Genomic DNA, 20,857 nt, shown 5'->3' with positions numbered 1-20,857 from the left:
AAACTGATCAATATGTTCTATCTAATATTTCTTGAATTTTAGGGTTTGTAGCTTTTAGATCACATATTTCTTTTAATATTATAAAATTACTTCTAGAACCTAGATATTCAGGATTTGATGAAATAATATCTACTGTTAAATCAGTGTGTTGCTCAACTTCGTTATGTCCAAGTTGTTAGCTGGTTTTTATGTTTCCTAAGGGGAATAGTCGATCTATTTGACAGTCAAATAAAATTGCAATTTGCCTTTATATTCAGCCCATGATTATTGAAGATCATGCGGACAAGAATAATTCTTAGCTTTTGGTTTTGATTTGATACTTTGGCTCGTAGCTCTTCATCAAGATGTTTCCTCTCCCTCACCTCATGATAACGCCCAATGTCAGAGAATACAGTTAATCAGGCATTACATCGCTAAGGCTATACATAAAATAAGCATGCGGACATAATTTCAAAGCATTAGCTTGGACTATTTCAATACCCTATGGCGTAGATTGAGTAGCAACTAGCTCATCACGTCAGAGATATGCACAGAAAATTCTACAATCGTACCAAACACTTAAATAAACGTATTGAAATGATGCAGGCTTGAGCCAACTATCGTGATCAATTAAGATTTTAAGTTAATACAAATTTATATAAAAATTGGTTTAGAGGTTATTAAAATATGGCCATTTATACCCCCTTAATAAGAATTCCTATAAATTAAATCAAAACAAGCCCACCTATATATTTAAAAAAATTAATAACAATGATTAAATTTAATTAATAATATTTAAATTTATATTTTCAATTAAGGCCTTGAAATAAAAATAAAAACCTCCAAATCATTTTTTAAGCAAGAAATAAAATTTATTGAAACTTGTGAAACAAACTAAATATTAATTAAGTAATGTGACTTAACTCATGACAGCTAAAATTGACTTCTTCCCTGTCGATAACGGGGATATGGTATTAGTAACACTTGAAAGTGGGCGGACTATACTCATTGACGTAAACATTCGAAAATCTGCAGATGATGAAAATCAAGAAGACATTGTAGATGTCGCAACTTTATTAAAAGAAAAGCTTCAGAGAGATGCAGAAGGTCGACTATATGTTGATGCATTTTTATTGACTCACCCTGATCAGGATCACTGTAGAGGTGTTGAAAGACATTTCCATTTAGGCAAACCAGATGACTGGAAAAATGATGATAATGAAAAAATTATTATTCGTGAAATGTGGTCATCCCCAATTATTTTCCGTCGAAAGAAAGAGGTTAGTGAGACTGGTTTATGTGAAGATGCAAATGCTTGGTGGAAAGAAGCACGTCGTAGAGTTAATCTTTACAAACAAACCACTAATAAATCTTCAATTAAAGATGGTGATCGTATTCTAGTTTTAGGTGAAGATAAAGATGGTAAAACAAATGATATTTCGGACATTTTAGTTAAAACAGATGATCAAATTAGAAAAATTTGTGGAATTATTGATAACACCTTTACTGCTTGGTTAATTGCCCCTCTTTTAGTTAATGAAGAAGAAGCTAAAGAACTTACTGGAAAAAATAGATCAAGTACTATTATTCGTTTTAGCATAAAAGCAAACGATAATAATGAAGCTGGTTTATTTCTAGTTGGAGGAGACGCAGAAGTACAGAATTGGGAACGAGTTTGGCGTCGTAACTCATTGAAAAAAGAAAGATTAGAGTACAATGTATTACTTTCTCCTCATCATTGTTCATGGCATTCTTTATCGCATGATAGTTGGTCAGAAAAGAAACGTGAAGCAGTGGTAGATGTAGATGCTCGTCAAGCATTAGCACAAGCTAAGAATCAAGCATTTATTATCGCAAGTAGCAAAACGATACAAGATGATGAAAATGATCCTCCATGTATTCGAGCAAAAGAAGAATACGAGGAGATTTTAAATGGAGTTAATGGAAAATTTCTATGTGTAGCTGAGGAATGTAAAGAAGATGTCCTAACAATAGAAATTACTTCAACAGGGCCACAATTAGGTACTAAGAAAAGTGGAGGATTCTTCGGTGCAGAACCAGGTGTAACACCAAGAGAAACAGAAAAAGCTAGTGGTCGTAGATATGCTTAAATCGCTTCAAAGTTCTGGAAGTACGTTTGATTCATCCAAAACGCTGTTGTGGAAATGGTTACAGGCTAATGCTAATGTCGTTAAGACATTAGCAACTAAAGTACTTTCTTCTTACACAGGTAAGATTTTCATTTGTGGGTGGGCAATAAGTTTGCAAACCTCAAATCAAATATTCAATTTCCATATTTTATTAGATGAATACTTTCCTTACTCCCCTATCCGAATAGCATATAAAGATACGGATAATTTCTTAAAATGGCCTCATGTTGAACCTAATGGACTCTTGTGTTTACCTCTTTTAAATACAATTGAAATTGAAGCTAATATTCATCAATGTCTTCTAAACGCAATTGAGTTAATAGAACGATGTCAAAATGATGAAAATTATATAAAAGAAGAATTTAGTAAAGAATTTTTATCTTACTGGGATCATTCGAATAAATCTATCGCGATTAAATCACTATTAAATATTAATAACCGTACCGCTCGTTTAACTTATATATGGACCTCTAAAAAATATCAATTGGTTGGAGAAAATATAGAACAGATAGAATCTTGGTTAAAAAATGAAAATATTTATTTTGATATTTCGGATATTAAAGTTGGAGTTTTTGGTTTCCTGAGCACGCCACCAACGCCACCGTTTCCTAAAAATCCAAGAGCCCTTTTAAAGCTATTACGTAATACTTCAAATGAGATTATTAGAGTTCTTTCAAACATTCCTTTTAATGAAAAAGCATTAATTGTATTAGGTGCTCAGTCACCTAATGGGATAGGCCTTATTGCAACAGAATTAAGTGCACAAAGTCTCAATGGCTTCAGAAGAAAGAAAGTATATAATCAAAGGATCAACTTATTATTACGAAGAAAAAGAGGAATGCTGAAGAATAAGGATGTTCAACGACTTGATGCACAATGGGTACATGGTAGGGATCAAAATGGAAGTTTAGTGTATCTTGAGAATGCAAAAGTATTAATCTTGGGGTGTGGCTCATTAGGATCACAGGTTGCTATGCGTCTTGCCCAGTCTGGTATTGGTAACTTAATTCTTATTGATCCTGAAATCTTAGTTCCTTCAAATATAGGTAGACATGCTTTAGGTATCAATTCAACAAATAAATATAAATCTGACGAATTAAAATTAGAAATAGGAAAAAAATACCCTCATCTCAAAGTAGAAAGCTATCCTAAAACTTGGCAACAAGTATTCAAAGAGCATTCTAATATAATTAATGATAATAATCTTATTATATCTTGTATGGGTGAGTGGAGTGCTGAAGGGCAACTCTCTGATTGGCAAGACAGTTATTCCCTCCCACAACCCATAATTTATGGCTGGTTAGATGAAAATGGGGTGGCTTCACATGCTGTTGCCATACTTGATCAAGAAATTTCATTAAAATGTATATTGGATGAAAATGGTATCCTAAAAAATCCAGAAACAAAATGGGATCAAGGCGGTTATATGCAAACAGAACCAGCATGTGGCACACTTTTTCAACCTTATGGCCCATTGGATGCTAGTCGAGCAGAATTCATAGTTACCCGTCTATCAATTGATTTTTTAACCCACAAAGTTAAGAATTCAGTGCATCGTGTATATGCTGGCCCTACCTCCCAAATTAAAGAACATCATGGAGAATGGAGTCAAGAACACTTAAAGTATAGGCCTAATGGTTTTAATGGAGCTTTCGAGTATGAAAAAACAGCTCTTTTCAACTGTAATATTTGCAATCAATGTAAGAAAAAGAAATGAAATACAATAAAATGACATTTGAATTACCTGAAAATTTAGGTTTTGTCGAGTTCTCACCAGAAGTTTTAGAACATTTAGAAAAATATAAGCAAAAATCCTGCTTTTCTAGAGAAGCAGGAGGCCAACTATTCGGTTCGTATAATGGTCACAATACAACTAAAATAATCGGTATTACAGGCCCTCGTCCGCAAGATTGGCGAACAAGATTCGGGTATGTACCTAATGCTAAAGCCGAGCAAGCAGAAATTAAAGAAAATTATAAGTTAGGTTTACATTTCTTAGGGGACTGGCATACACATCCACAAGATATCCCCTTTCCTTCATCTACAGATGAGAACTCAATGAAAAAGCTAGTCAAAGAAAGTATTCATGATTTCGTTGGTTTTCTCATGATCATAGTTGGAAGAAAAACATTTCCTGAAGGGTTATATGTTTCCTTCCACACTGCAACGCACTCTTATAAATTAAAGTTTATATGTTGAATTTAATAAAGAGTTAGCATACTTGTGAGCTGCTTTTGTAACTTTGAATTCTGTTACAACAGCTATCCATAAAATCAACATGACTAATGTTAATCCTACCGTAAGCCAAATAGCCATTTTTTGCACCTTTAAAAATGCTAAAATAGCTTCTCTACTAAAACTATCTGTAGGATAGAAAAGAAAAAAAAGAATAATAAAAACCAATAGAACTAATATACAGATGCCAATTGCATAAAACTTTAACCCTAAACAATTTCTGATAAAACCATAATTAATATTATCAGTTAATAAAACATTGAAATCATTGCCTCTCGTATTCTCTCTAATCCAAGTTACAGCTTCATCATATTGTAAATCAGCTTCTTGTGGATCATTACTTTCCTCAACAGCAGTTGGAAGAAGAATAGAAGTTTTAGCCGAAATCTTGGCATGTATTTGTTGCTTTCTTTGCTTACTTAAAGTTGAGTCGTTGTGTCTCAAAAATTGGGTGGTAGGTAAAACCTTCCATTTCTTCAATAGTTTTTCTTGAACCTTTAAACCATTTGATCTTGCAAAGTTAGATAAAACAAAAATGGCAGTAAAAACAACTAAACCACCAACTACAACATTTGACACAAAAGCTTGATTTAAATTGAAGTAACATCCAATCAAAGCTATCAGCGGTAAGGTGGCTAAAAAAGCTGGTAGAAACCTCGCCTTTAATGTATAAGCATCAAAAAAACCTAAATAGTCTTTCATAAGTTAATATATTCTAGAAGTAATTTACTAATTTTAGCATGCTGCGCATTGTTTAAAAGCCCTGATAACTTAACTGCTATGATAATTCTTTCAGTTAAAAAAGAGAGCCTTATACTCTCTTTTTATTTTTCAGTAGGTTTAGGCTCAATTCAACCATTTAACTTTCGAGCCAGTCAGGCCATTTGATTTACAGAAAGTTTGATAGATTTAGGAAAACTTTCATCATACCTCTTAGACATTGAGTCCATCATTAGGTAAATTATTGGTCAGCTTAGACCAGTAATTTCTCATACTTATATAATCTTGAATAATTGATTCATCTGGAAATCTTGATCTTTTTGGCACATTCATGATTCATTCTCCTAATCATTGATGCGAGCAGTAATTTAATCAAATAGTAGAGCTCGCTATAATAAAAAATGTACTGCTCTCACCTCATCAATTCAAAGCCTGTACCGACTGCTGCAACCCTTTCTGGATATCCTGCACATGAGTTAAATCATTAGATTGCTGACGCTGCTCTGTATTCGCTTCATCCGTATAAAACTCCTCAACAATATCTAGTCCCTCTTCACCATCCACCTCAAAGCTAGCATTTCCATAGCCCTGTCGTGCAATATAATCTAATGCCTCCTGATAAAACCCTACTGCCTTGCTTTGTTCCTCAATCTGTTTCGCTGAGACAATTGCTTCTTGCAAATTAACGCCATCCCGAAGTGTCAGGTCCACGTAGTAAATGGGGGTACGGTAACTTTGGGTAGTACTTTTTCCTCTCAAAGTGAGTTGCAGTGGCAGGCATGAAAGTAGATCACCTGATGCGGCATGGTAGTAACGCAACCTTGCTGCCAAAGTACGAATACTATTAAAACCTGTGGTTCTAAAAATGAATGTACCCAACTCATCCGACTCATCTAAGTTGACGTACAGTCTGCCATAAGGCTTGCACTGCCCACCTTGGGCCAAAGGACATAAATCAGGTGATGGACATGGATGCTGCTCAACTCCATTTGGTCCATGTCGCTGACAAGTATCTCCATTACCGGTACAAATTGGCCGACCAGTTTGTCTATCAAACAAGGTGTACTCGGCTCGCAAGTTGAGTTCAGGATCATTAAAAATCATCCTGACAGGAATGGTTCTGAGTTTCTGGTTTTGTGCCCTAGCACGTAATTGTTCATCCAATGGGTGTTTCACCCATCCATCCTTATTCTGGATCTGGCTGGTAATGGTAAATTGATCATCTTTTTCAGGTATACGTTTGCCATTCTTCTCGACGATCTTGCCGATACTGATACGTCCTAATACGGGTGGCGTGATTGCTAAACCTTTAATCATGTTGCTTTCCTCTACGGTAATTTTTTACGGTTGCCCCTTTGATATGTGTAAGAAGCAAACATTTTTTAAATGCATAAATTCAGCGCAGAACAGTCCATTTAGTCATCAGTAAGTACTTCACGGTACTTGCTGGTGACGGGGGCTGTTTTGCGCTTTTTTGATGAAATGGGATTTGGGGAAGTGATGTGGAAGTTCAGAAGATTTGCTTAGGCTAATTCGGTTGGATTAATCAGCATCTGTATAAATCTGGAATCTACGTGTGCCCTGTTTGTTTTGTGGGAACTGTTGTAAAAACTCTGGATGCTGCTGCAATAAGGCTTTACTGTCTAAGCTGATCGAATCTTTCGACTTCTTCCAAGTGACTGAACCGGCCTTAAATATGGCCCGTTCTGAATCCTGCATCTTGATTTGGATTTGATGCTTCAACTGATCAAAACTTCTTTGGTGTTGCTCCAGCAAATGACGTTGTTGCAGTAATTGCTCAAAGCATTGATTGGCTGTGACATCCTCAGATAGATCCGTCGTACTGAGTGGTATATGGGCTGGATATAAAAGCTGTAAGGCTTTGGCTGCTGAATCAGATGCATCGACATCAGGTGGTACATCTTTTTCCACACATTCCCAGAAGTAACGCTCTGCATCCACAATGTATTTGATCACCGTTTCACTGCGGGTTACCTTAAAGATCCGGGTTTCATGTCCACAGATCAAGGCACAGATATGCGCTGCTTGTTTGCCTGTGACTGCCAGTTGATGTTGTACCTGGCATAAAACATACAGCGGTACACCGTCCCGCCATAGTTTTGAACCATACTCACCTACTGTTTTACACTCCAATATCTGGACTTCTTCATTACCCACCACGGCATAGTCCAAGTTAGCCAGCATAAAGTGTTTGTCTTCGTCAGAATGCTGTAGCACGGCATTAACCCGACGGACTTTATGGTTGGTATGCATACTGTAGTATTGGGCCACTAGAGGTTCCAGCTGCTTACCCCAATATAAAGGTGCATGGCCAGCACTTTCATCTTCAATATTTTGCTGCATACGACCGGTCTTGATCATCCATAATTCCAGCATCGACATATAGGGATTGAGGCCACATGCGGTTGCTGCATCACTGCTGCCAATGCCCTGTTTTCTGACTTCTATCCATTGTTGGTAGTTCAGCTTTTTAGTGTTGGCAAGACGTTTTGCTGAAGGTAGATGATTGGTTTTCTTTGGCGTTTTCTTGGTTCGGGTGCCCACCTCAACCTTATGTTCAGTTTCAATCTTGATGGGATAAGGTTGTAACGGTGGATGATTTAGAGTGTTCTGAATTTGGGTATGACTATTCATAGAGAATATTCCTGTATCGGTAAAATTGTAAATGCTGAATTTCGGGCATAAAAAAAGCCACATCTGAGGAAGTGGCCAAAAGGGTATTGCTTTGCTTGCTACGGTTGTTACCGTAGTTTTAGATTAGGACGTTAAGCTTAATTAAAACTGAATAGATGCCTTGATTTAAGCCACCATTCTCAATGCCTGTTCAAGTCCTCGTTGTTTAATGGCTGCTCCCATACCGAACCATGCAGAGTCCAGACGATGATCTCTACTCATGGCACGACGTTCATGATCACAGAACTCGGTGATTGAGCATAATAATCCATACGCCGTATCTTTGGCTGAACTCAGCTCTGCCCCACGTCCATGCCCGTTAAACATGGTCATCACCTTAGACATGGCACGTCCATTCGGTTCTGTCTTATTGTCTGATCGAGATGAGTTGGTTGGACTCGGCATAGCAACATTTCGATAGAACTGAATGATACTTTCATCCTGCTCAGCCATGCTTAAATTAGTATTGTTAAACACTGCATCAAAATAAGCGGCAGCTTCTTGCTGCGTCACTTTACGCTGACTCAATTGTTTCATTTCATACATGTGTTCATCCCATGCACGAACTGAGATACCAAGTTGCTGTTTGACTTTCTCTGCATTGAATCGGGTGCTGTGCGGAACCTTTACCACACCCGTATTCCCTTGCTGTCCACGTAAAGCGATCGCCAAAGTGTTGTTACAAACCACTCGAATGGATGTGAACTGAGCTGTGGTTGCCAATGTGCCGTCACAGGCTGTTGCCAAGAGAATATAGCCATTACTCACATCCTTTCCTTTTAAGGCAGTTGTTTGTCCAGTCTTTGCCAATGCCCAGAATTTCTTGCCGCCTTTGAGTACACCTGCGGTTTCCAGTTCAAAACCTGATTGTTCAGTTAAGTCTCGATAGAACTCCAGAATTTCCATTGGCTGGACTTCCTGAAAGCGCTGGCTGACTACGGATAACGGTGCATGGGTATCGGAACGGTATAAAACTCGCTGTTCTTCAAAGGGCATGATGATACTTTGCCCACGTTGGTTTTGAGCTATGTAACTGACATCTGACGATTCAATCCGCCAGTCCATCCCTGCCTGCTGTGCCCAAACCTCTAAAGGTTGGTTTGGTGTCAGTTGATTGCCTAAGCCATGCCAAGGGGTTTGTCCAGTGAATGCCATTGTTTCAACTAAATGTGCCATAAGATATGTCCTTTAATTCTGTTGTTAATTGCATACTCAGTATTTAGGTGTGCTGATATTGGATCGGGTTTGATCTGCCAGCACTAAAATCACACCACCTAAGGCTGCGCCTGCCACACCACCCAACATCGGTGAAAAACCTATCGACTTGGCAAGGTTCATGCCTAATATCGCCAAAGTTGTGGGTGCACTGGCTAGGCTGAGTTGCGGTGGTTGTGGTTCGCGAAAGCGAGGACTATACGGTTCTTCTTCTGTTTCCAAATACGACATGGACGTTCTCCAATGTTAGAAATGACTGTTTAAAACGCTGTTGCAGATCTCATTACGATGCTGCTTGGCATTTCTTCATTTCAGTAATATGTATTTGAAATAATTTAGAATCGTATGCCTGTTCATTTTTTACTGGGTTATACAGAACATCAGGACAAATCGAATTGACCTATGAAATCGTTATGATTATGATGGGCCTGCTGACCCACATGGTCAGTCGGTTTTGACAGACCGTTTACCCAAAGCACACTAAAAAGTCTAACTTTTTGGTGGGCGACCCTGCGTCTCCCCCTCTGCGGCGGAACGGGAGGGGGACACCTTCGGGTGTGCTGATCTTTTTGGGTATCAGTCTGTCAACCCCTTTTCGTTTCGCCACCATTATTTGACAGTGATGTGGTGAAACTTCTTTATACCCAAAGGAGTCAATCATGACTGTTTTTTATATTTCTAAATATTCTTCGCCTTTCCCTTTCTGTCATGGCTCATCGCCACATAAGACAGATCATTTAACAGACTAAAGCGATCTGCATCACAGCATTTTTAACGCTGATCAGGCATTTACTTTTCTAATTCCTCAATGAAACTTTAGTCATTGAAGTACTTCTATGTCTGAAATGTAGCAATGCTGTCTGTCTGCACGTTCTAAAAATCAATAAACAACAATAATCAGGATTTAATTTAATGAACAACCGAATCAAAGCATTTTTACAATACAGTGCTGTCACAGCATGCTTATCCATCGCCTCAGTTTGTCATGCTGATATGAATAAAGTCATGTCACTCATTAATGAGCCTTCCTCTGCTCCAACAATTAAACGCTGCGAAGGCAATGTAAATTGCAATGCTTTTGTGGCAATTAGCAGAGAATGGCAAATTATTCCTAAAGATGATCGATTACGTTATTACATCTATAGCGGTGATCTGAATGCCCTTATTCGAGAAGGTAAGGATTTAAAGGAACAGAGGTTAATTGATATTGATGACTTTGCTTATCAGGTCTTTGATTATCATGCCGAGAATATTAATGACAGATGGTTGTACATCAAAGGTATAGCTGTTCTGAAGTACGTCCAACGTACCCAGTTTAGTTCTCAGTAAACAAGCAATCTTTGTGTCATCCATTCTCGAATTAAAAGGAAATTCTGTCATGAAACAGATCTTCATTACGGCTGTCATTCTAGTGACTCTAACAGCCTGTCATAAAACACCAGAACCTTCCTCGCCAGATATTACAAGCGAATCAACTAATACTCCTATCCAAGATGATTCCAAGCAGCAATTGAAAGAGCAGGAAGCCGAAGCTGCTGCAATTGCCCATGATCGTTATGATCCAGACAGTATTTATACAGGAGCTGATAATACTGATATTCCCCCACCTCAACTTAAGCGCGAACTGCTACCAAGTGAAGCTGTAGAAGTTAAGTTCCGCCCTATTGGTTCTCCTCCAAACTTTATCGTAGTCACACAAACCATTTATGACACCACTCGTTTGAAAGTGGTCTCTGAGGTAAACGATGTCATTGATAAGGTTGAAATGGACAATCCAAACTGTAAAGTCGTTGGTCTAGAACCATTTACAGCTAAATTTCCAAATGTGTCTTATTACGGAGATGTATTTAAACTTGTTTTAAAGGGGTGTACTGCTGAAGAAATCAAAGAAGTTTATTTGTATACCACACATGGCAAACTTACTTATCAAGCCCTTGCCGAAGAATGATTTTATGATAATAGGCGCACGCCAATAAAACTCTAATCCAGACTATGTTAATTTTATAAAATTAACATAGTACAAAAATATATTTGAAACAATAGAAACAACAAGTTGTTGTATTTATTATTATTTCATTATAGATTTGATTAATTTCTTGATAGAAAATCAATCAATGTCTGAAACAAATAATTTAAAACTTGCAGTCTTGATCGATGCTGACAATGCTCAAGCTTCTGTTTGTGAAAACTTACTAAAAGAAATCGCTCGTTTTGGCACAGCCCACATCAAAAGAATCTATGGTGATTGGACTAAACCAAACTTAAAATCATGGAAAGAAGAATTACATAAACATGCAATTCAACCAGTCCAACAATTCAGCTATACATCAGGGAAAAATGCAACCGACTCTGCTCTAATCATTGATGCAATGGACCTACTGCATCAAAGTCATTTAGATGGGTTCTGCTTGATCTCTTCAGATAGTGACTTTACAAGATTAGCAACAAGAATTCGAGAAAATGGATTAGTTGTATATGGGTTTGGAGAAAAAAAGACTCCGAATGCCTTCATAGTTGCATGTGATCAATTTATTTTTGTTGAAAATCTTACACCTAAAGTTGAAGAAGTAGCATCAACTGAAACAGAGGATCAGAAACAGCCCAAAGTACCTAAAAAAGTTACCTTATCTAAAGATAAAAAGTTAAAAGATGCACTAAAAGTTGCCATTAATGCTTCATCGAAAGATTCAGACTGGGCTGCTCTATCTGGAGTAGGCGGATATATGATTAAAAGTGATCCTTCCTTTGACCCTCGTAGTTACGGCTATGAGAAACTAAGTGCATTAGTAGAAAATTTAAATTATCTGGAAATAGATAAACGTAAACCGAATGACTCATCTCAAATTTATCATATGTATATTCGGCTTAAAGCTTCCTAACTCCCAAAGATAGCTGTATTGATTAGATTAATTATTATTACATAGGATGCGTATTGCAGTAATACATTACACATCCTACTTTCTTACCATCTTTCCTGTTGAACGCTTTTACTCAGCTTAAATAGTCCCTCTACGCTTATTAAGCTCGTACTGCCCTTTGCCAAAGCTACGCATCCTTGGAGTTCTAGCTCGAAGATGTTGGTTATCTTTTTCTGGATTTACCAAATACATAGCTGCATTGATGGCGTTCTGAATTTGCTCAGGCTTATTCCTATGGATCATACCAATTCCCAATTTACCCTTTTTTTGAAATTGCTCCTTGTACTCAGGGGAGTTAGAGATAAAGTAATAACCTTTGTTCGCTGTTATCTCACTCCAGCACTGTCCAACCTGTATTGCCATACCAAAATCTTTTTGGTGTTTATGTCCATCATAGATCAGTAAGACATGACAGTGATAACCCTTAGTTGCGCCTTGTTCTAAAGCCCATGCATAACCTTGTAGACCTTTAAAACAAGTATCTTGGTTTTGCACTCTATTTATAAAAGTGCGTAGATAGGCATTAAATTGCTCAATATCTACAGTATGCTGATGTTTAAGCTCAACACTCAAATCTATACGAATAAATAATAGTTTGGAGTAATGTTGAGTTAGTTGTTGTAGATACTCGCGAAGACTACGCTGATTACGTTGCTCTTGGGCTTTTAACCCTATCATCTCAAGTGCAAAATTTAACTTCCCGTAATGTAGCAACTCTAATAAACGAGACATTTGCATAGGATTAAGATGCTTTACAGCAGAGATATCTTCACCATTCAACATTTTATCAATAGCTTTCGTCAAAGAATGAAAAGTCTCAATACTTTGGGCATATCGTAAGTGGGATTGATAGATTGCCTTAAATTGAGTAGTGAGTTGTATTAAACCATCTTTAAAACCTTGCTCAGTGTATCTCTTATACGACATAGAGGTAATGAAGTTATCTATATCCATTAATACTTTAGATTCATTAAGAGTAGGAGTAGATGTATTCATTGATGCTTCCTAGTTTGTTTTGAACTACATACAACTAGGAAGTTATTGAAGTTTTACAGAATGTACTTATGATATGTAATGAATTGATTATGAATAAAGCAATATTACTTAAGATATTAAAGAGATATATTCATTATATTAATAACCCAGTAAATTCCATAAAGTAAAAGACCGTAGTACACGAGCACTTAAACTATATGCATTCCCACATATCACAGAAGTCTATAATAAATCTTACAAGCTTAAGTTACGTTATGGTTCATCTGCATTCTTATGGCTCACTTAAGATGAGCTGGAAATTTTTTCCAGTTTTTTGTTGGATGTAGCCCTCTTTTTCTTCGTCGCAGCGATACTACTTTTTATCAAAAGTTTTGAGTCTGTTTCTGCTTGTCTATGTTCTTCAGCTGCCATAGTATTTTCTATAAAAACACTATGGCTTAAGAAAGTTGGAATAACTTTTTTTAAGAAATCTATCTTCCTTTCTTTATTGGTTGACTCAATAAGCAAGTGCTCCAAAAAATACTCCTTATTGGCCTGCATCATTGGTTTGCCTTCTACTTTACAAATTTTAAACTTAGGATTTTCATCCCAATTTAGCTTTGACTGAGCTTTATCCTTTACAAAGTTACACCACTTTTTATTTAACAATCGAGGTATCGAATTTTTATCAGCAAATGCTCGATGATCCAGCACAAAAAAGACATCAGCATAAAAATGTCCTTCATTATTTTTACTCCATAATCCAAAGTAGCCTGTCTTCCATGATAGGGGCTCTGCCCGTTGTGCTTGATGTAAAAAAGCAGTCCACAAAACAGCTAACTCAGCTTGAGGAATATGTCCAACTTCTGGAATCAATTCAACAGTCATTCTATAAATTAAACAATCTTGTTTCATCAATTCTTTGAACAAGACATTCGCTGCATTTATTCGCTTTTTATATTTCCAGTACGCATCCGTTCTCATTTCTTTAATTGTCTTTCTGTCATAACAGACATAATCTTGTGTAAAAGTATTACGCAAGGCAGATACATAAGATTGTGTGTAAACAACTATCTCTTTAGGATTATGCCCATTTACGATTTGCGTGAAAATTTGCTTACTTATTTGAAAAGCCTCAGATTCGTACAGCTTTGAATAATGTATTGTTTTAATAAAGTATTCATTTTCTACCTGAATTTTTCCTAGTAAAAGAAATCTCTGACCAAGACGAGTTATTGCCCGACGTAAAAGCTGCACTGTCAGTTGATCTTGATCTAAAGAATCATTTAGATCAAATGCCTTAAATTGGGCAGTTATCAATGTTTCAATAAAAATCTCAATATGCATCATAGATTGAAGCTTTTGCTCATCAGATTCAATCTCTCGATAGTAGTGCATTACTGCTTCTATATAGCCTTTACTTACGTTAGATAAGCTCTTAGTGTTCCAAACATTTTTTTCATCTTTCTCTGAGAAAAAGGGCTGAACTATTTTCTGCAAAGCTTTATTCGCTTTTTCTAAATCCTTTAAGGCATTCTCCACGGTAATGTCATGCTTGCGACTCTGATTCTCACTCTGCGCCACAACCGCATTGATGTAGAAGTCTAAATTTGCGTTAATAGCCAAATGATTTTTTAATTGCCTTGGCAAATAGGGCTCAATATGTAAATCAAGCGTATAGAAAAAGCTTAAGATCCAGTATTTGAATGCTGCAACATTCTTGGGTTGTGAGGCCCTGATAAGACCTACAGCAGTTTTAGAATAATTTTTTTTGATTACTGTATTCCAATTTCGAATATCAATATGATTTAAATTTCCTATAACCTGTTGGAGATACCGCCTTAACATCTCTATTGTATTTTTTTCTGAAAAACCTTTAGTAGGTTCAAACATTAAAACACAATGTAAATTCAGCCCTTCTTTGAAATGGGTCTCGATCTTAATGATCCCATGGAGGGGAGCAAGCTGGGCCAGAATCATACGAATCTGTTCAATCTGATGTATTTTCAACTCCCCTGATACCGAAGTCGGCTCTGATAATGACTTGAAGAAGCTCTCAAAGTAAATATCTAACACCAACACATAAACAGACTTATGTTTTCGTAATAAGTCATCAAAAACTCTCGTCTGCTGATTGAAATTATTAAATACATTTTCCTCTTGTGCTAACTGCCTATGGATACCTCGATCAATTCGATTCTGAATTTGAGAAATCACCCACAATAAATCTTCAAGAAATTTATTCTGTTCTAGCATAATTCCAAAAGTCGTAGTGTCGACACCCCTAGGTTTATCTACAACAAATGCTCTCTTTAAATATACCAATTCAATCTTTTTTTGCATCTGGGCGGAAGAATTAAGAGAATTGTCTTTTCGAATTTCGCTCTCTAGTATTTGATCAAAAAGTCTATATGCCCCATACACACTTTGAAAAAATAAATGATTGAACATTTCGGGGTGTGGGAATAAATATGCTTTCAAACGTAGATCATTAAATTGCTTTTTAATCTCTGGGTATACACATTTTAAAACTAATGAATCTTTCTCCCACACACTATCTTTAATCTCAAAAGCAAAGTTCTCTAACAGCTTTAAAGCATCTATGGTTTCTTTGAAAATTATACCTTCCCGCAAAGTCGAGGTAGTACGTTTTGAATAGCATGAGAAGATTCGATGTTTCATCAACTTAAAAAAATCATCATTAGAAATTTTTTCTTGAAAATCCATATAAATCCTATTCAAATGCTTTCATAGCAAAGGCTAATTTAATTTAATACTACATTACAACTTCCTATTAATCACAGTTATTTTCAAATAGAATCACACGAGTTTTAACTAAAATAACAGAGCCCTATCTAGTCCTAATCAAAAAAATCTGTACAAAAATGTGCAGCCCCCTGCTATTAAACTCCTCACTTCCGTTTGCAGTTTTCTAATGTATTTAGGCCAAGATTACTTTGGCATGTCTAATATTTGAGTGAGAAAGTCAGGTTGTTTACGTAATAAATTTTTGATCACTTCAGGCTGATAAGCTGTATTAAATGGAAGCTGCTTCTTCAGCAAAATTGATGGGTCATCAATCTGCAAGGCGTTTTGAAGCTCTCGGCATGTAACTCTAAGTTGTCTAATTTTATTGATATAGGTCTGCTCTCGAGTTGCAGTTATGATTAAGCCTGAACCTAGTTTGTAGCTTGGCGGATTTACTTTAAATTGTTTGAACTCTTGCTGAAGCTCTTCTAGAGTTTTCATTTTTTCTTCTAATTGGGTTTCTATCCACTTTTTATCAAATTGCTTAAGTACAAGGTCTAATTCTGGTAAGACACTGTCTACAGCTGTATTCAGATTATCCCATTTGCCTTGGGCTTGAGCTTTATTCAGCATAAAGTCAAAAATCACTTGATGCTTTTTATATAGGTTCTTTTGATACCGTTTATTTGCTCCACGCACTCCTCTTATTCTAGTATGAATTTTCTTGCTAAAAAGAATATCTACATCCATCTCAGCATACTGAATAATTATTTCTTTATACGCTTTTTTTATCTCTTTATCTGAGAGCTCATCAAATTGTTCTATCAGCTCAAAGATGAGACTTAAAACTTCTAAAAAGTCATGACTTGAATACGTTTTATTATATCTTTTAACAATAATAGGCTGCTCCATGAGTTCAACAATTTGTTGTAACTCCTCTTCCTTAAAATTCCTCTGAATCTCTTGCAAATAAGCTAGCCCCAAATCATCCCTATCGGGTGCTTCGATATCATGCTCATATGTAGCTTTCGTACAGTAGTTAAGAAACCCTTGGCATACCTCAAAAACAAATACAAATAATTCATTTTGATCTACATAAGCCATAAAACTTCCACCTCAATTATTCTGTTATTTATCAGATACGTTTTATATCACTATAGTATAGTAAATCTTTACTTAACTAGAATTATTAAAATCATGGACATGGATCGATATGATTGTGGCATAGCAAGTTAGAAAGGATCTAGCCAATTAGATTCATAACTTAAATGTCAATTTATTACTGGAATCATATACCATGCTAGAGCATCGTTATCGTGTTAGAGATTTGGTCAACTATCCTGAACGTCCCGCAAAGGACTATGTGGATCGTGGTGGCCGCAGAAGAAGACTCTCAAATAAGTCTGCCAGCAAAGGTTTGTTAAATATTGCAGAATCTACTTTTTGGAAGATGGTACGTCGAGGAGACTTTCCCGCACCGACATACCTGACCTCAAGTATGCCGACTTGGACTGAAAGCCAGATCCATGAGTGGCTTGAGCAGAAAAATAATTAAGCAGTATAAAAAACTGCCTGTCATAGACAGGCTGTTTTTTTATCGCGAATTAAATCATGAGATTTTGCATAAGCTTTGTTGTAGTTAATTTTAGAAAACTTAATTATCAGTATCATCTACTTCATAGGAAAACTCTAATGGGGTTACTGAACCCCAGCCAGCTCGTTCAGGCATTCCATTATAATGTCGTTTTGTACTTCCTTTAGTTGCAATAACTTTAAACCCTCTACGCATAAAAGCATTCACAACACGATCTCTTGGATGCTTTTTAGAGGATTGGGATGCTGATACAAATGCCGTCTTATTTAAAATAAGATTATGCGCATCAAAATTGATCGGCTCACCTAATAAACGGTTTAGTACAGTAGTAGATACATTTCTCCGACTACCGTGATGTGGTACTTGAACAAACTTTAAATCCTCTTTCAGTCTTAAATTGTTTTGTTCAGCAAAAATACAAGCTCTATCAATAGCTTCGACACCACTATCACCAGTAAGTACGAATCCGCGTCCTAATAAATTTGCATATAGCACTACACTACTATTATTTTCTGCTGAAGTTTGAACGTTATTAGGAAGATTCTCATCAGTCCATGATTCCTCTAGTAGCTTCGCAACTGTTTCAACAAGATTTTCTAAGCCATCCATAATATTTTCAAAAACCATTTTTGCTTTTGGTGGAGTTTTTGAAAAGTCTGGTACTAATGTATTTTTGTACCAATCTTCATCAGGAGACAGAACTGTAAATGGTCCAATTTGTGCGCCTGCATAAGGTTCATACACTGGAATAGATTGCTGTATAGCTAGTTCATACACACGATGTGCAAGTCTCAATTTAGTTTTCATACGTTCACTAAGACTATTTGCAGTCATACGTCCATCATGAAATAGATCTAGAATCTCTGCACTATATTTCCACGGTTGATGGATCCAAACTTCACCAACTTTCATATTTTCCAGCACATATGTTAATCCAGAAACATGATCACCGTCAGGATGTGAATTGATAAGATAGTCAATCTTATCCATACCATAGTATTTTTTAATATGTTCAACCATAGCTTTGCCAGATGTTTGAGTTCCACCATCATAGGCAATGATTTTTTCTACATTATCTTCAACGTAATGAAAAAGTATGCAATCTCCACTTTTTTCCCCATTTCCAACAGGCAAAAACTCTATCTCATAACTTGTAATCAACTTAAAACCCCAAAACCATTCTTGTATAGTAAGTGGTAGCTATTTTTTATATTTCAATTAAAATTTAATGATTTCTTTTAGTTAGTAAGTTATGCGTTGTTGGACTTTTTTGAATTTCTCCATCCCTGAAGTTAGCTATAAATTTTACTGATAACCTTGGGAGTGCGAGAGTAAGTCTTTAGAATTCCTGTATAGGAGTATCTAAACGCCTAATACTAAAAAACCTGCATCCTACCGAAACTACATATACTTTATAGAATGAGAAAATATAGTGAAACTATCCGACTATTTTGATCAATACTCACTTTCTGCACGAGTAAGACCTGCACTCTTTATTGTGTTACCAATTATATTAACGGCATATATACTGTTTGAACCACTTAGAACACTATTAGGCTCTCTGTTAACAATCTTATTGACTTGTGGAGTAGTTAATTTTTTTCCAACCAAATGTCATCAAAAGGAAATTTAATTCAACAGACATTATTTACTAAATGGGGTGGTGCCCCTACAACTCTTATTTTACGCCATTCAAACAATGAGCTTGATAAATTTACAAAACAAAGATATAGAGAAAAGCTAGTTTCCCTAGTATCAAATTTTAAAAATGTTACTGAAAGAGCTGAAAGGTCTAATCCTGCTAATGCTGATCAATACTATATTTCAGCAATTAACTACCTAAAAGAAAAAACAAGAGATAGTAAAAAATATCCTTTAATTCTTAAAGAAAATATGAATTGTGGATTTAGCAGAAATCTATTAGCTTTTAAAACCACAGCTATAGTAATTATCTTAGCCTCCTTACTAATAAGTCTTTCAATAATCTTTGTTAAATTCAAAGATAAATATGTTGATATAAACTCTCTAAGCTTATTACCATCTGAATACTATGTTCTAATCATCCTACACGTTATTTTTCTATTAATTTAGTGTTTCATGATAAATGAAACATGGGTAAAAGTTAGAGCATATGCATATGCAAAATGTCTTTTATCCTCTTGTGAAGAGATAGCTTAAAAAATTACTCACTCAGCACTCATTACAACTGCTATTTAAGACAATGGTCATTATATAAAATTAATTACTTATGCATAAACACCTCATTTCTTTAAAATAAACAGAGCCAATTTGAAAAAAATTGGCTTCTCTTAGACTTGTCTTTAATATTTTTTCCTAGCAATTTAATTACAAGATCAGCATTCTTCTCACTTCAGTTCACTATATTCAAGCAATGATTCCAAATAGTTAGCCCATTCCTGCATCATCTCCCTACGATTATTCAGAAACTTAGTTCGGTTGTAGGCTGTACCATTATTGTCTTTTACTTTATGGGCTAACTGGTGCTCAATAAAGTCCACACGCTGCTCCAGAATTTCATCCAGCATGGTACGTGCAGTTGCCCTAAAGCCATGTGCTGTCTGTTCACCACCATAGCCCAAGCGTTTTAAAGCGGAGTTAATGGTATTGTCAGAAATAAAGGTTTTACCATCCCGCCCTACGAAAATGTATTCGCTGTATGGATGCAGATCAATAATTGACTCAATCAAGTTAAAAGCTTGATCTGACAGAGGCACAATATGAAGTTGCTTGGTTTTACTGGCTGTAAATTTAAAGCAGCGTTCCTCACGATAGAAATAATCCTTTTTCAGCTTGCGAATCTCCCCAGGTCGCTGAAAAGTCAGGACCGAGATTTTTAATGCTACCTGTGTGGTCAGCAAACAACGTGTATAAAGCTTAGAGTAATTCCAAATTTTATTCAGCATTGGGGCTAGGTCTTGCTCTTCTGTCACAGCTGCAAAATTTCCACTCTGTGGTTTTGGTAATTCAATATCTTCAATCGGATTATATTGGATGAGCTTTTTTTTACGCGCAGATTTAAAGATTTGGTTGAGGTCTGATTTAAGGCGCTTGGCAACAGACAAAGCTCCACGCTCAATAATGCGCTTAAAGACCTTAATCTCAAGAATTTCTAAGGTAAGCTGTGGAAAGGTTAAATCACCAACGTATGGATAGACATCATGCTTTAAACGACGGATCGTCTCTTCATCTTGTTTTTGCTCTAGCTCACGTTTATACAGCCATGCTTCAGCGACGATACGAAAGGTGTTTTCTGCTTCTTTCTGTTTCTGAGACTTGGTTTCAATCCGCTCCATTGCTGGATCAATACCCTGCTTGATGAGTTTCTTATATTCATCACGAATAGTACGAGCGTCGTCTAACGAAACTTCTGGGTAAGTACCTAAAGATAAATCGTTACGCTTGCCTAGGAACGGACGTGTGTAATTGAAGATCCAATACTTGCTACCACTCTGGTCTATACGCAGATAAAGGTTTCCACCATCTGACAGTTTATACATCTTATCAGGATCAGGTTTAGCTTTTTTAACCTGTAAAGCACTAAGCTTGTTTATTCCACGAGTTGCCATAATTCAGACATAAAAAAATGCAGTAAGAAATAATCTTACTGC

18 protein-coding genes are annotated in these 20,857 nt (G+C 36.3%); 8 read left to right on the top strand and 10 right to left on the bottom strand.

Going from position 1 to position 20,857, the window contains the following annotated elements; all coding sequences use genetic code 11:
* Positions 1 to 905: 905 nt before the first annotated feature.
* Genes F957_RS15870 through F957_RS15880 form a run of 3 tightly spaced genes read left to right on the top strand, consistent with a single transcriptional unit; the run spans position 906 to position 4,328 of the window.
* The gene (locus F957_RS15870) at positions 906 to 2,090 is read left to right on the top strand and encodes a ComEC/Rec2 family competence protein (RefSeq protein WP_016541168.1); all 1,185 of its coding nucleotides are present in this window, start codon (positions 906 to 908) and stop codon (positions 2,088 to 2,090) included.
* Positions 2,083 to 3,846, top strand: a complete 1,764-nt coding sequence (locus F957_RS15875) for a ThiF family adenylyltransferase (protein WP_016541167.1) — start codon at positions 2,083 to 2,085, stop codon at positions 3,844 to 3,846. Before F957_RS15870 ends, F957_RS15875 begins: the two co-directional genes overlap by 8 nt.
* Positions 3,843 to 4,328: a Mov34/MPN/PAD-1 family protein gene (locus F957_RS15880; protein ID WP_016660199.1), complete on the top strand. Its 486-nt coding sequence runs from the start codon at positions 3,843 to 3,845 to the stop codon at positions 4,326 to 4,328. Before F957_RS15875 ends, F957_RS15880 begins: the two co-directional genes overlap by 4 nt.
* Here F957_RS15880 and F957_RS15885 read toward each other — a convergent pair.
* From F957_RS15885 to F957_RS15905, 5 genes are all read right to left on the bottom strand, one after another.
* On the bottom strand, positions 4,311 to 5,066 hold the full coding sequence (locus F957_RS15885) for a hypothetical protein (protein WP_016541166.1): 756 nt from the start codon (positions 5,064 to 5,066) through the stop codon (positions 4,311 to 4,313). The genes F957_RS15880 and F957_RS15885 overlap by 18 nt on opposite strands.
* 438 nt (positions 5,067 to 5,504) lie before the next feature.
* Entirely contained in the window at positions 5,505 to 6,401 is an 897-nt protein-coding gene (locus F957_RS15890; RefSeq protein WP_016541164.1) for a recombination directionality factor, read from the bottom strand.
* Between the two features lie 225 nt (positions 6,402 to 6,626).
* Positions 6,627 to 7,739, bottom strand: a complete 1,113-nt coding sequence (locus F957_RS15895) for a YqaJ viral recombinase family nuclease (RefSeq protein WP_016541163.1) — start codon at positions 7,737 to 7,739, stop codon at positions 6,627 to 6,629.
* 165 nt (positions 7,740 to 7,904) lie between these two features.
* Entirely contained in the window at positions 7,905 to 8,954 is a 1,050-nt protein-coding gene (locus F957_RS15900; RefSeq protein ID WP_016541162.1) for a DUF932 domain-containing protein, read from the bottom strand.
* 36 nt (positions 8,955 to 8,990) lie between these two features.
* A complete protein-coding gene (locus F957_RS15905) occupies positions 8,991 to 9,224 on the bottom strand; it encodes a hypothetical protein (RefSeq protein WP_016541161.1) in 234 nt (77 codons plus the stop codon).
* 681 nt (positions 9,225 to 9,905) lie between these two features.
* On the opposite strand from F957_RS15905, the gene F957_RS15910 reads away from it, so the two are divergent.
* The 3 genes from F957_RS15910 (at position 9,906) to F957_RS15920 (ending at position 11,872) form a co-directional block, all read left to right on the top strand.
* Positions 9,906 to 10,322 (top strand): hypothetical protein, encoded by a 417-nt coding sequence (locus F957_RS15910; RefSeq protein WP_016541160.1) that lies wholly within the window; start codon positions 9,906 to 9,908, stop codon positions 10,320 to 10,322.
* A gap of 49 nt (positions 10,323 to 10,371) precedes the next feature.
* The gene (locus F957_RS15915; RefSeq protein ID WP_016541159.1) at positions 10,372 to 10,941 is read left to right on the top strand and encodes a hypothetical protein; all 570 of its coding nucleotides are present in this window, start codon (positions 10,372 to 10,374) and stop codon (positions 10,939 to 10,941) included.
* 166 nt (positions 10,942 to 11,107) lie between these two features.
* A complete protein-coding gene (locus F957_RS15920) occupies positions 11,108 to 11,872 on the top strand; it encodes an NYN domain-containing protein (RefSeq protein WP_016541158.1) in 765 nt (254 codons plus the stop codon).
* A 117-nt stretch (positions 11,873 to 11,989) separates the two neighbouring features.
* Here the strand turns inward: F957_RS15920 and F957_RS15925 are convergent, their stop codons facing one another.
* The 3 genes from F957_RS15925 to F957_RS15935 all read right to left on the bottom strand — a co-directional run bounded on the left by F957_RS15925 (position 11,990) and on the right by F957_RS15935 (position 16,738).
* On the bottom strand, positions 11,990 to 12,907 hold the full coding sequence (locus tag F957_RS15925; RefSeq protein ID WP_016541157.1) for a YagK/YfjJ domain-containing protein: 918 nt from the start codon (positions 12,905 to 12,907) through the stop codon (positions 11,990 to 11,992).
* 282 nt (positions 12,908 to 13,189) lie between these two features.
* The gene (locus tag F957_RS15930) at positions 13,190 to 15,613 is read right to left on the bottom strand and encodes a hypothetical protein (protein WP_016541156.1); all 2,424 of its coding nucleotides are present in this window, start codon (positions 15,611 to 15,613) and stop codon (positions 13,190 to 13,192) included.
* Between the two features lie 225 nt (positions 15,614 to 15,838).
* On the bottom strand, positions 15,839 to 16,738 hold the full coding sequence (locus F957_RS15935) for a hypothetical protein (protein WP_016541155.1): 900 nt from the start codon (positions 16,736 to 16,738) through the stop codon (positions 15,839 to 15,841).
* Positions 16,739 to 16,931: 193 nt separating this feature from the next.
* On the opposite strand from F957_RS15935, the gene F957_RS15940 reads away from it, so the two are divergent.
* The gene (locus F957_RS15940) at positions 16,932 to 17,189 is read left to right on the top strand and encodes a helix-turn-helix transcriptional regulator (RefSeq protein ID WP_016541154.1); all 258 of its coding nucleotides are present in this window, start codon (positions 16,932 to 16,934) and stop codon (positions 17,187 to 17,189) included.
* A gap of 99 nt (positions 17,190 to 17,288) precedes the next feature.
* Here F957_RS15940 and F957_RS15945 read toward each other — a convergent pair whose 3' ends face one another.
* Positions 17,289 to 18,389 carry a ComEC/Rec2 family competence protein gene (locus F957_RS15945; RefSeq protein WP_032860717.1) on the bottom strand — a complete coding sequence of 367 codons (1,101 nt, stop codon included), beginning with the start codon at positions 18,387 to 18,389 and terminating at the stop codon, positions 17,289 to 17,291.
* 450 nt (positions 18,390 to 18,839) lie between these two features.
* Between F957_RS15945 and F957_RS21835 the strand changes: the two genes are divergently transcribed.
* The gene (locus F957_RS21835) at positions 18,840 to 19,319 is read left to right on the top strand and encodes a hypothetical protein (protein ID WP_016660198.1); all 480 of its coding nucleotides are present in this window, start codon (positions 18,840 to 18,842) and stop codon (positions 19,317 to 19,319) included.
* A 275-nt stretch (positions 19,320 to 19,594) separates the two neighbouring features.
* Here the strand turns inward: F957_RS21835 and F957_RS15950 are convergent, their stop codons facing one another.
* Positions 19,595 to 20,815 (bottom strand): tyrosine-type recombinase/integrase, encoded by a 1,221-nt coding sequence (locus F957_RS15950; RefSeq protein ID WP_016541152.1) that lies wholly within the window; start codon positions 20,813 to 20,815, stop codon positions 19,595 to 19,597.
* Positions 20,816 to 20,857: the final 42 nt, after the last annotated feature.

Origin of the sequence: Acinetobacter gyllenbergii CIP 110306 = MTCC 11365 (assembly GCF_000413855.1) — a bacterium.
GTDB classification, from domain to species: domain Bacteria; phylum Pseudomonadota; class Gammaproteobacteria; order Pseudomonadales; family Moraxellaceae; genus Acinetobacter; species Acinetobacter gyllenbergii.
Note: the sequence above shows the minus strand (reverse complement) of the source record. Positions and strands in the feature narration are given on the sequence as shown.

What these genes read in the sequence shown, in the direction of transcription:
- F957_RS15870 (WP_016541168.1), top strand. Translation starts at nt 906, where the DNA reads ATGACAGCTAAAATTGACTTCTTCCCTGTCGATAACGGGGATATGGTA.
- F957_RS15875 (WP_016541167.1), top strand. Translation starts at nt 2,083, where the DNA reads ATGCTTAAATCGCTTCAAAGTTCTGGAAGTACGTTTGATTCATCCAAA.
- F957_RS15880 (WP_016660199.1), top strand. Translation starts at nt 3,843, where the DNA reads ATGAAATACAATAAAATGACATTTGAATTACCTGAAAATTTAGGTTTT.
- F957_RS15885 (WP_016541166.1), bottom strand. Translation starts at nt 5,066, where the DNA reads ATGAAAGACTATTTAGGTTTTTTTGATGCTTATACATTAAAGGCGAGG.
- F957_RS15890 (WP_016541164.1), bottom strand. Translation starts at nt 6,401, where the DNA reads ATGATTAAAGGTTTAGCAATCACGCCACCCGTATTAGGACGTATCAGT.
- F957_RS15895 (WP_016541163.1), bottom strand. Translation starts at nt 7,739, where the DNA reads ATGAATAGTCATACCCAAATTCAGAACACTCTAAATCATCCACCGTTA.
- F957_RS15900 (WP_016541162.1), bottom strand. Translation starts at nt 8,954, where the DNA reads ATGGCACATTTAGTTGAAACAATGGCATTCACTGGACAAACCCCTTGG.
- F957_RS15905 (WP_016541161.1), bottom strand. Translation starts at nt 9,224, where the DNA reads ATGTCGTATTTGGAAACAGAAGAAGAACCGTATAGTCCTCGCTTTCGC.
- F957_RS15910 (WP_016541160.1), top strand. Translation starts at nt 9,906, where the DNA reads ATGAACAACCGAATCAAAGCATTTTTACAATACAGTGCTGTCACAGCA.
- F957_RS15915 (WP_016541159.1), top strand. Translation starts at nt 10,372, where the DNA reads ATGAAACAGATCTTCATTACGGCTGTCATTCTAGTGACTCTAACAGCC.
- F957_RS15920 (WP_016541158.1), top strand. Translation starts at nt 11,108, where the DNA reads ATGTCTGAAACAAATAATTTAAAACTTGCAGTCTTGATCGATGCTGAC.
- F957_RS15925 (WP_016541157.1), bottom strand. Translation starts at nt 12,907, where the DNA reads ATGAATACATCTACTCCTACTCTTAATGAATCTAAAGTATTAATGGAT.
- F957_RS15930 (WP_016541156.1), bottom strand. Translation starts at nt 15,613, where the DNA reads ATGGATTTTCAAGAAAAAATTTCTAATGATGATTTTTTTAAGTTGATG.
- F957_RS15935 (WP_016541155.1), bottom strand. Translation starts at nt 16,738, where the DNA reads ATGGCTTATGTAGATCAAAATGAATTATTTGTATTTGTTTTTGAGGTA.
- F957_RS15940 (WP_016541154.1), top strand. Translation starts at nt 16,932, where the DNA reads ATGCTAGAGCATCGTTATCGTGTTAGAGATTTGGTCAACTATCCTGAA.
- F957_RS21835 (WP_016660198.1), top strand. Translation starts at nt 18,840, where the DNA reads ATGTCATCAAAAGGAAATTTAATTCAACAGACATTATTTACTAAATGG.
- F957_RS15950 (WP_016541152.1), bottom strand. Translation starts at nt 20,815, where the DNA reads ATGGCAACTCGTGGAATAAACAAGCTTAGTGCTTTACAGGTTAAAAAA.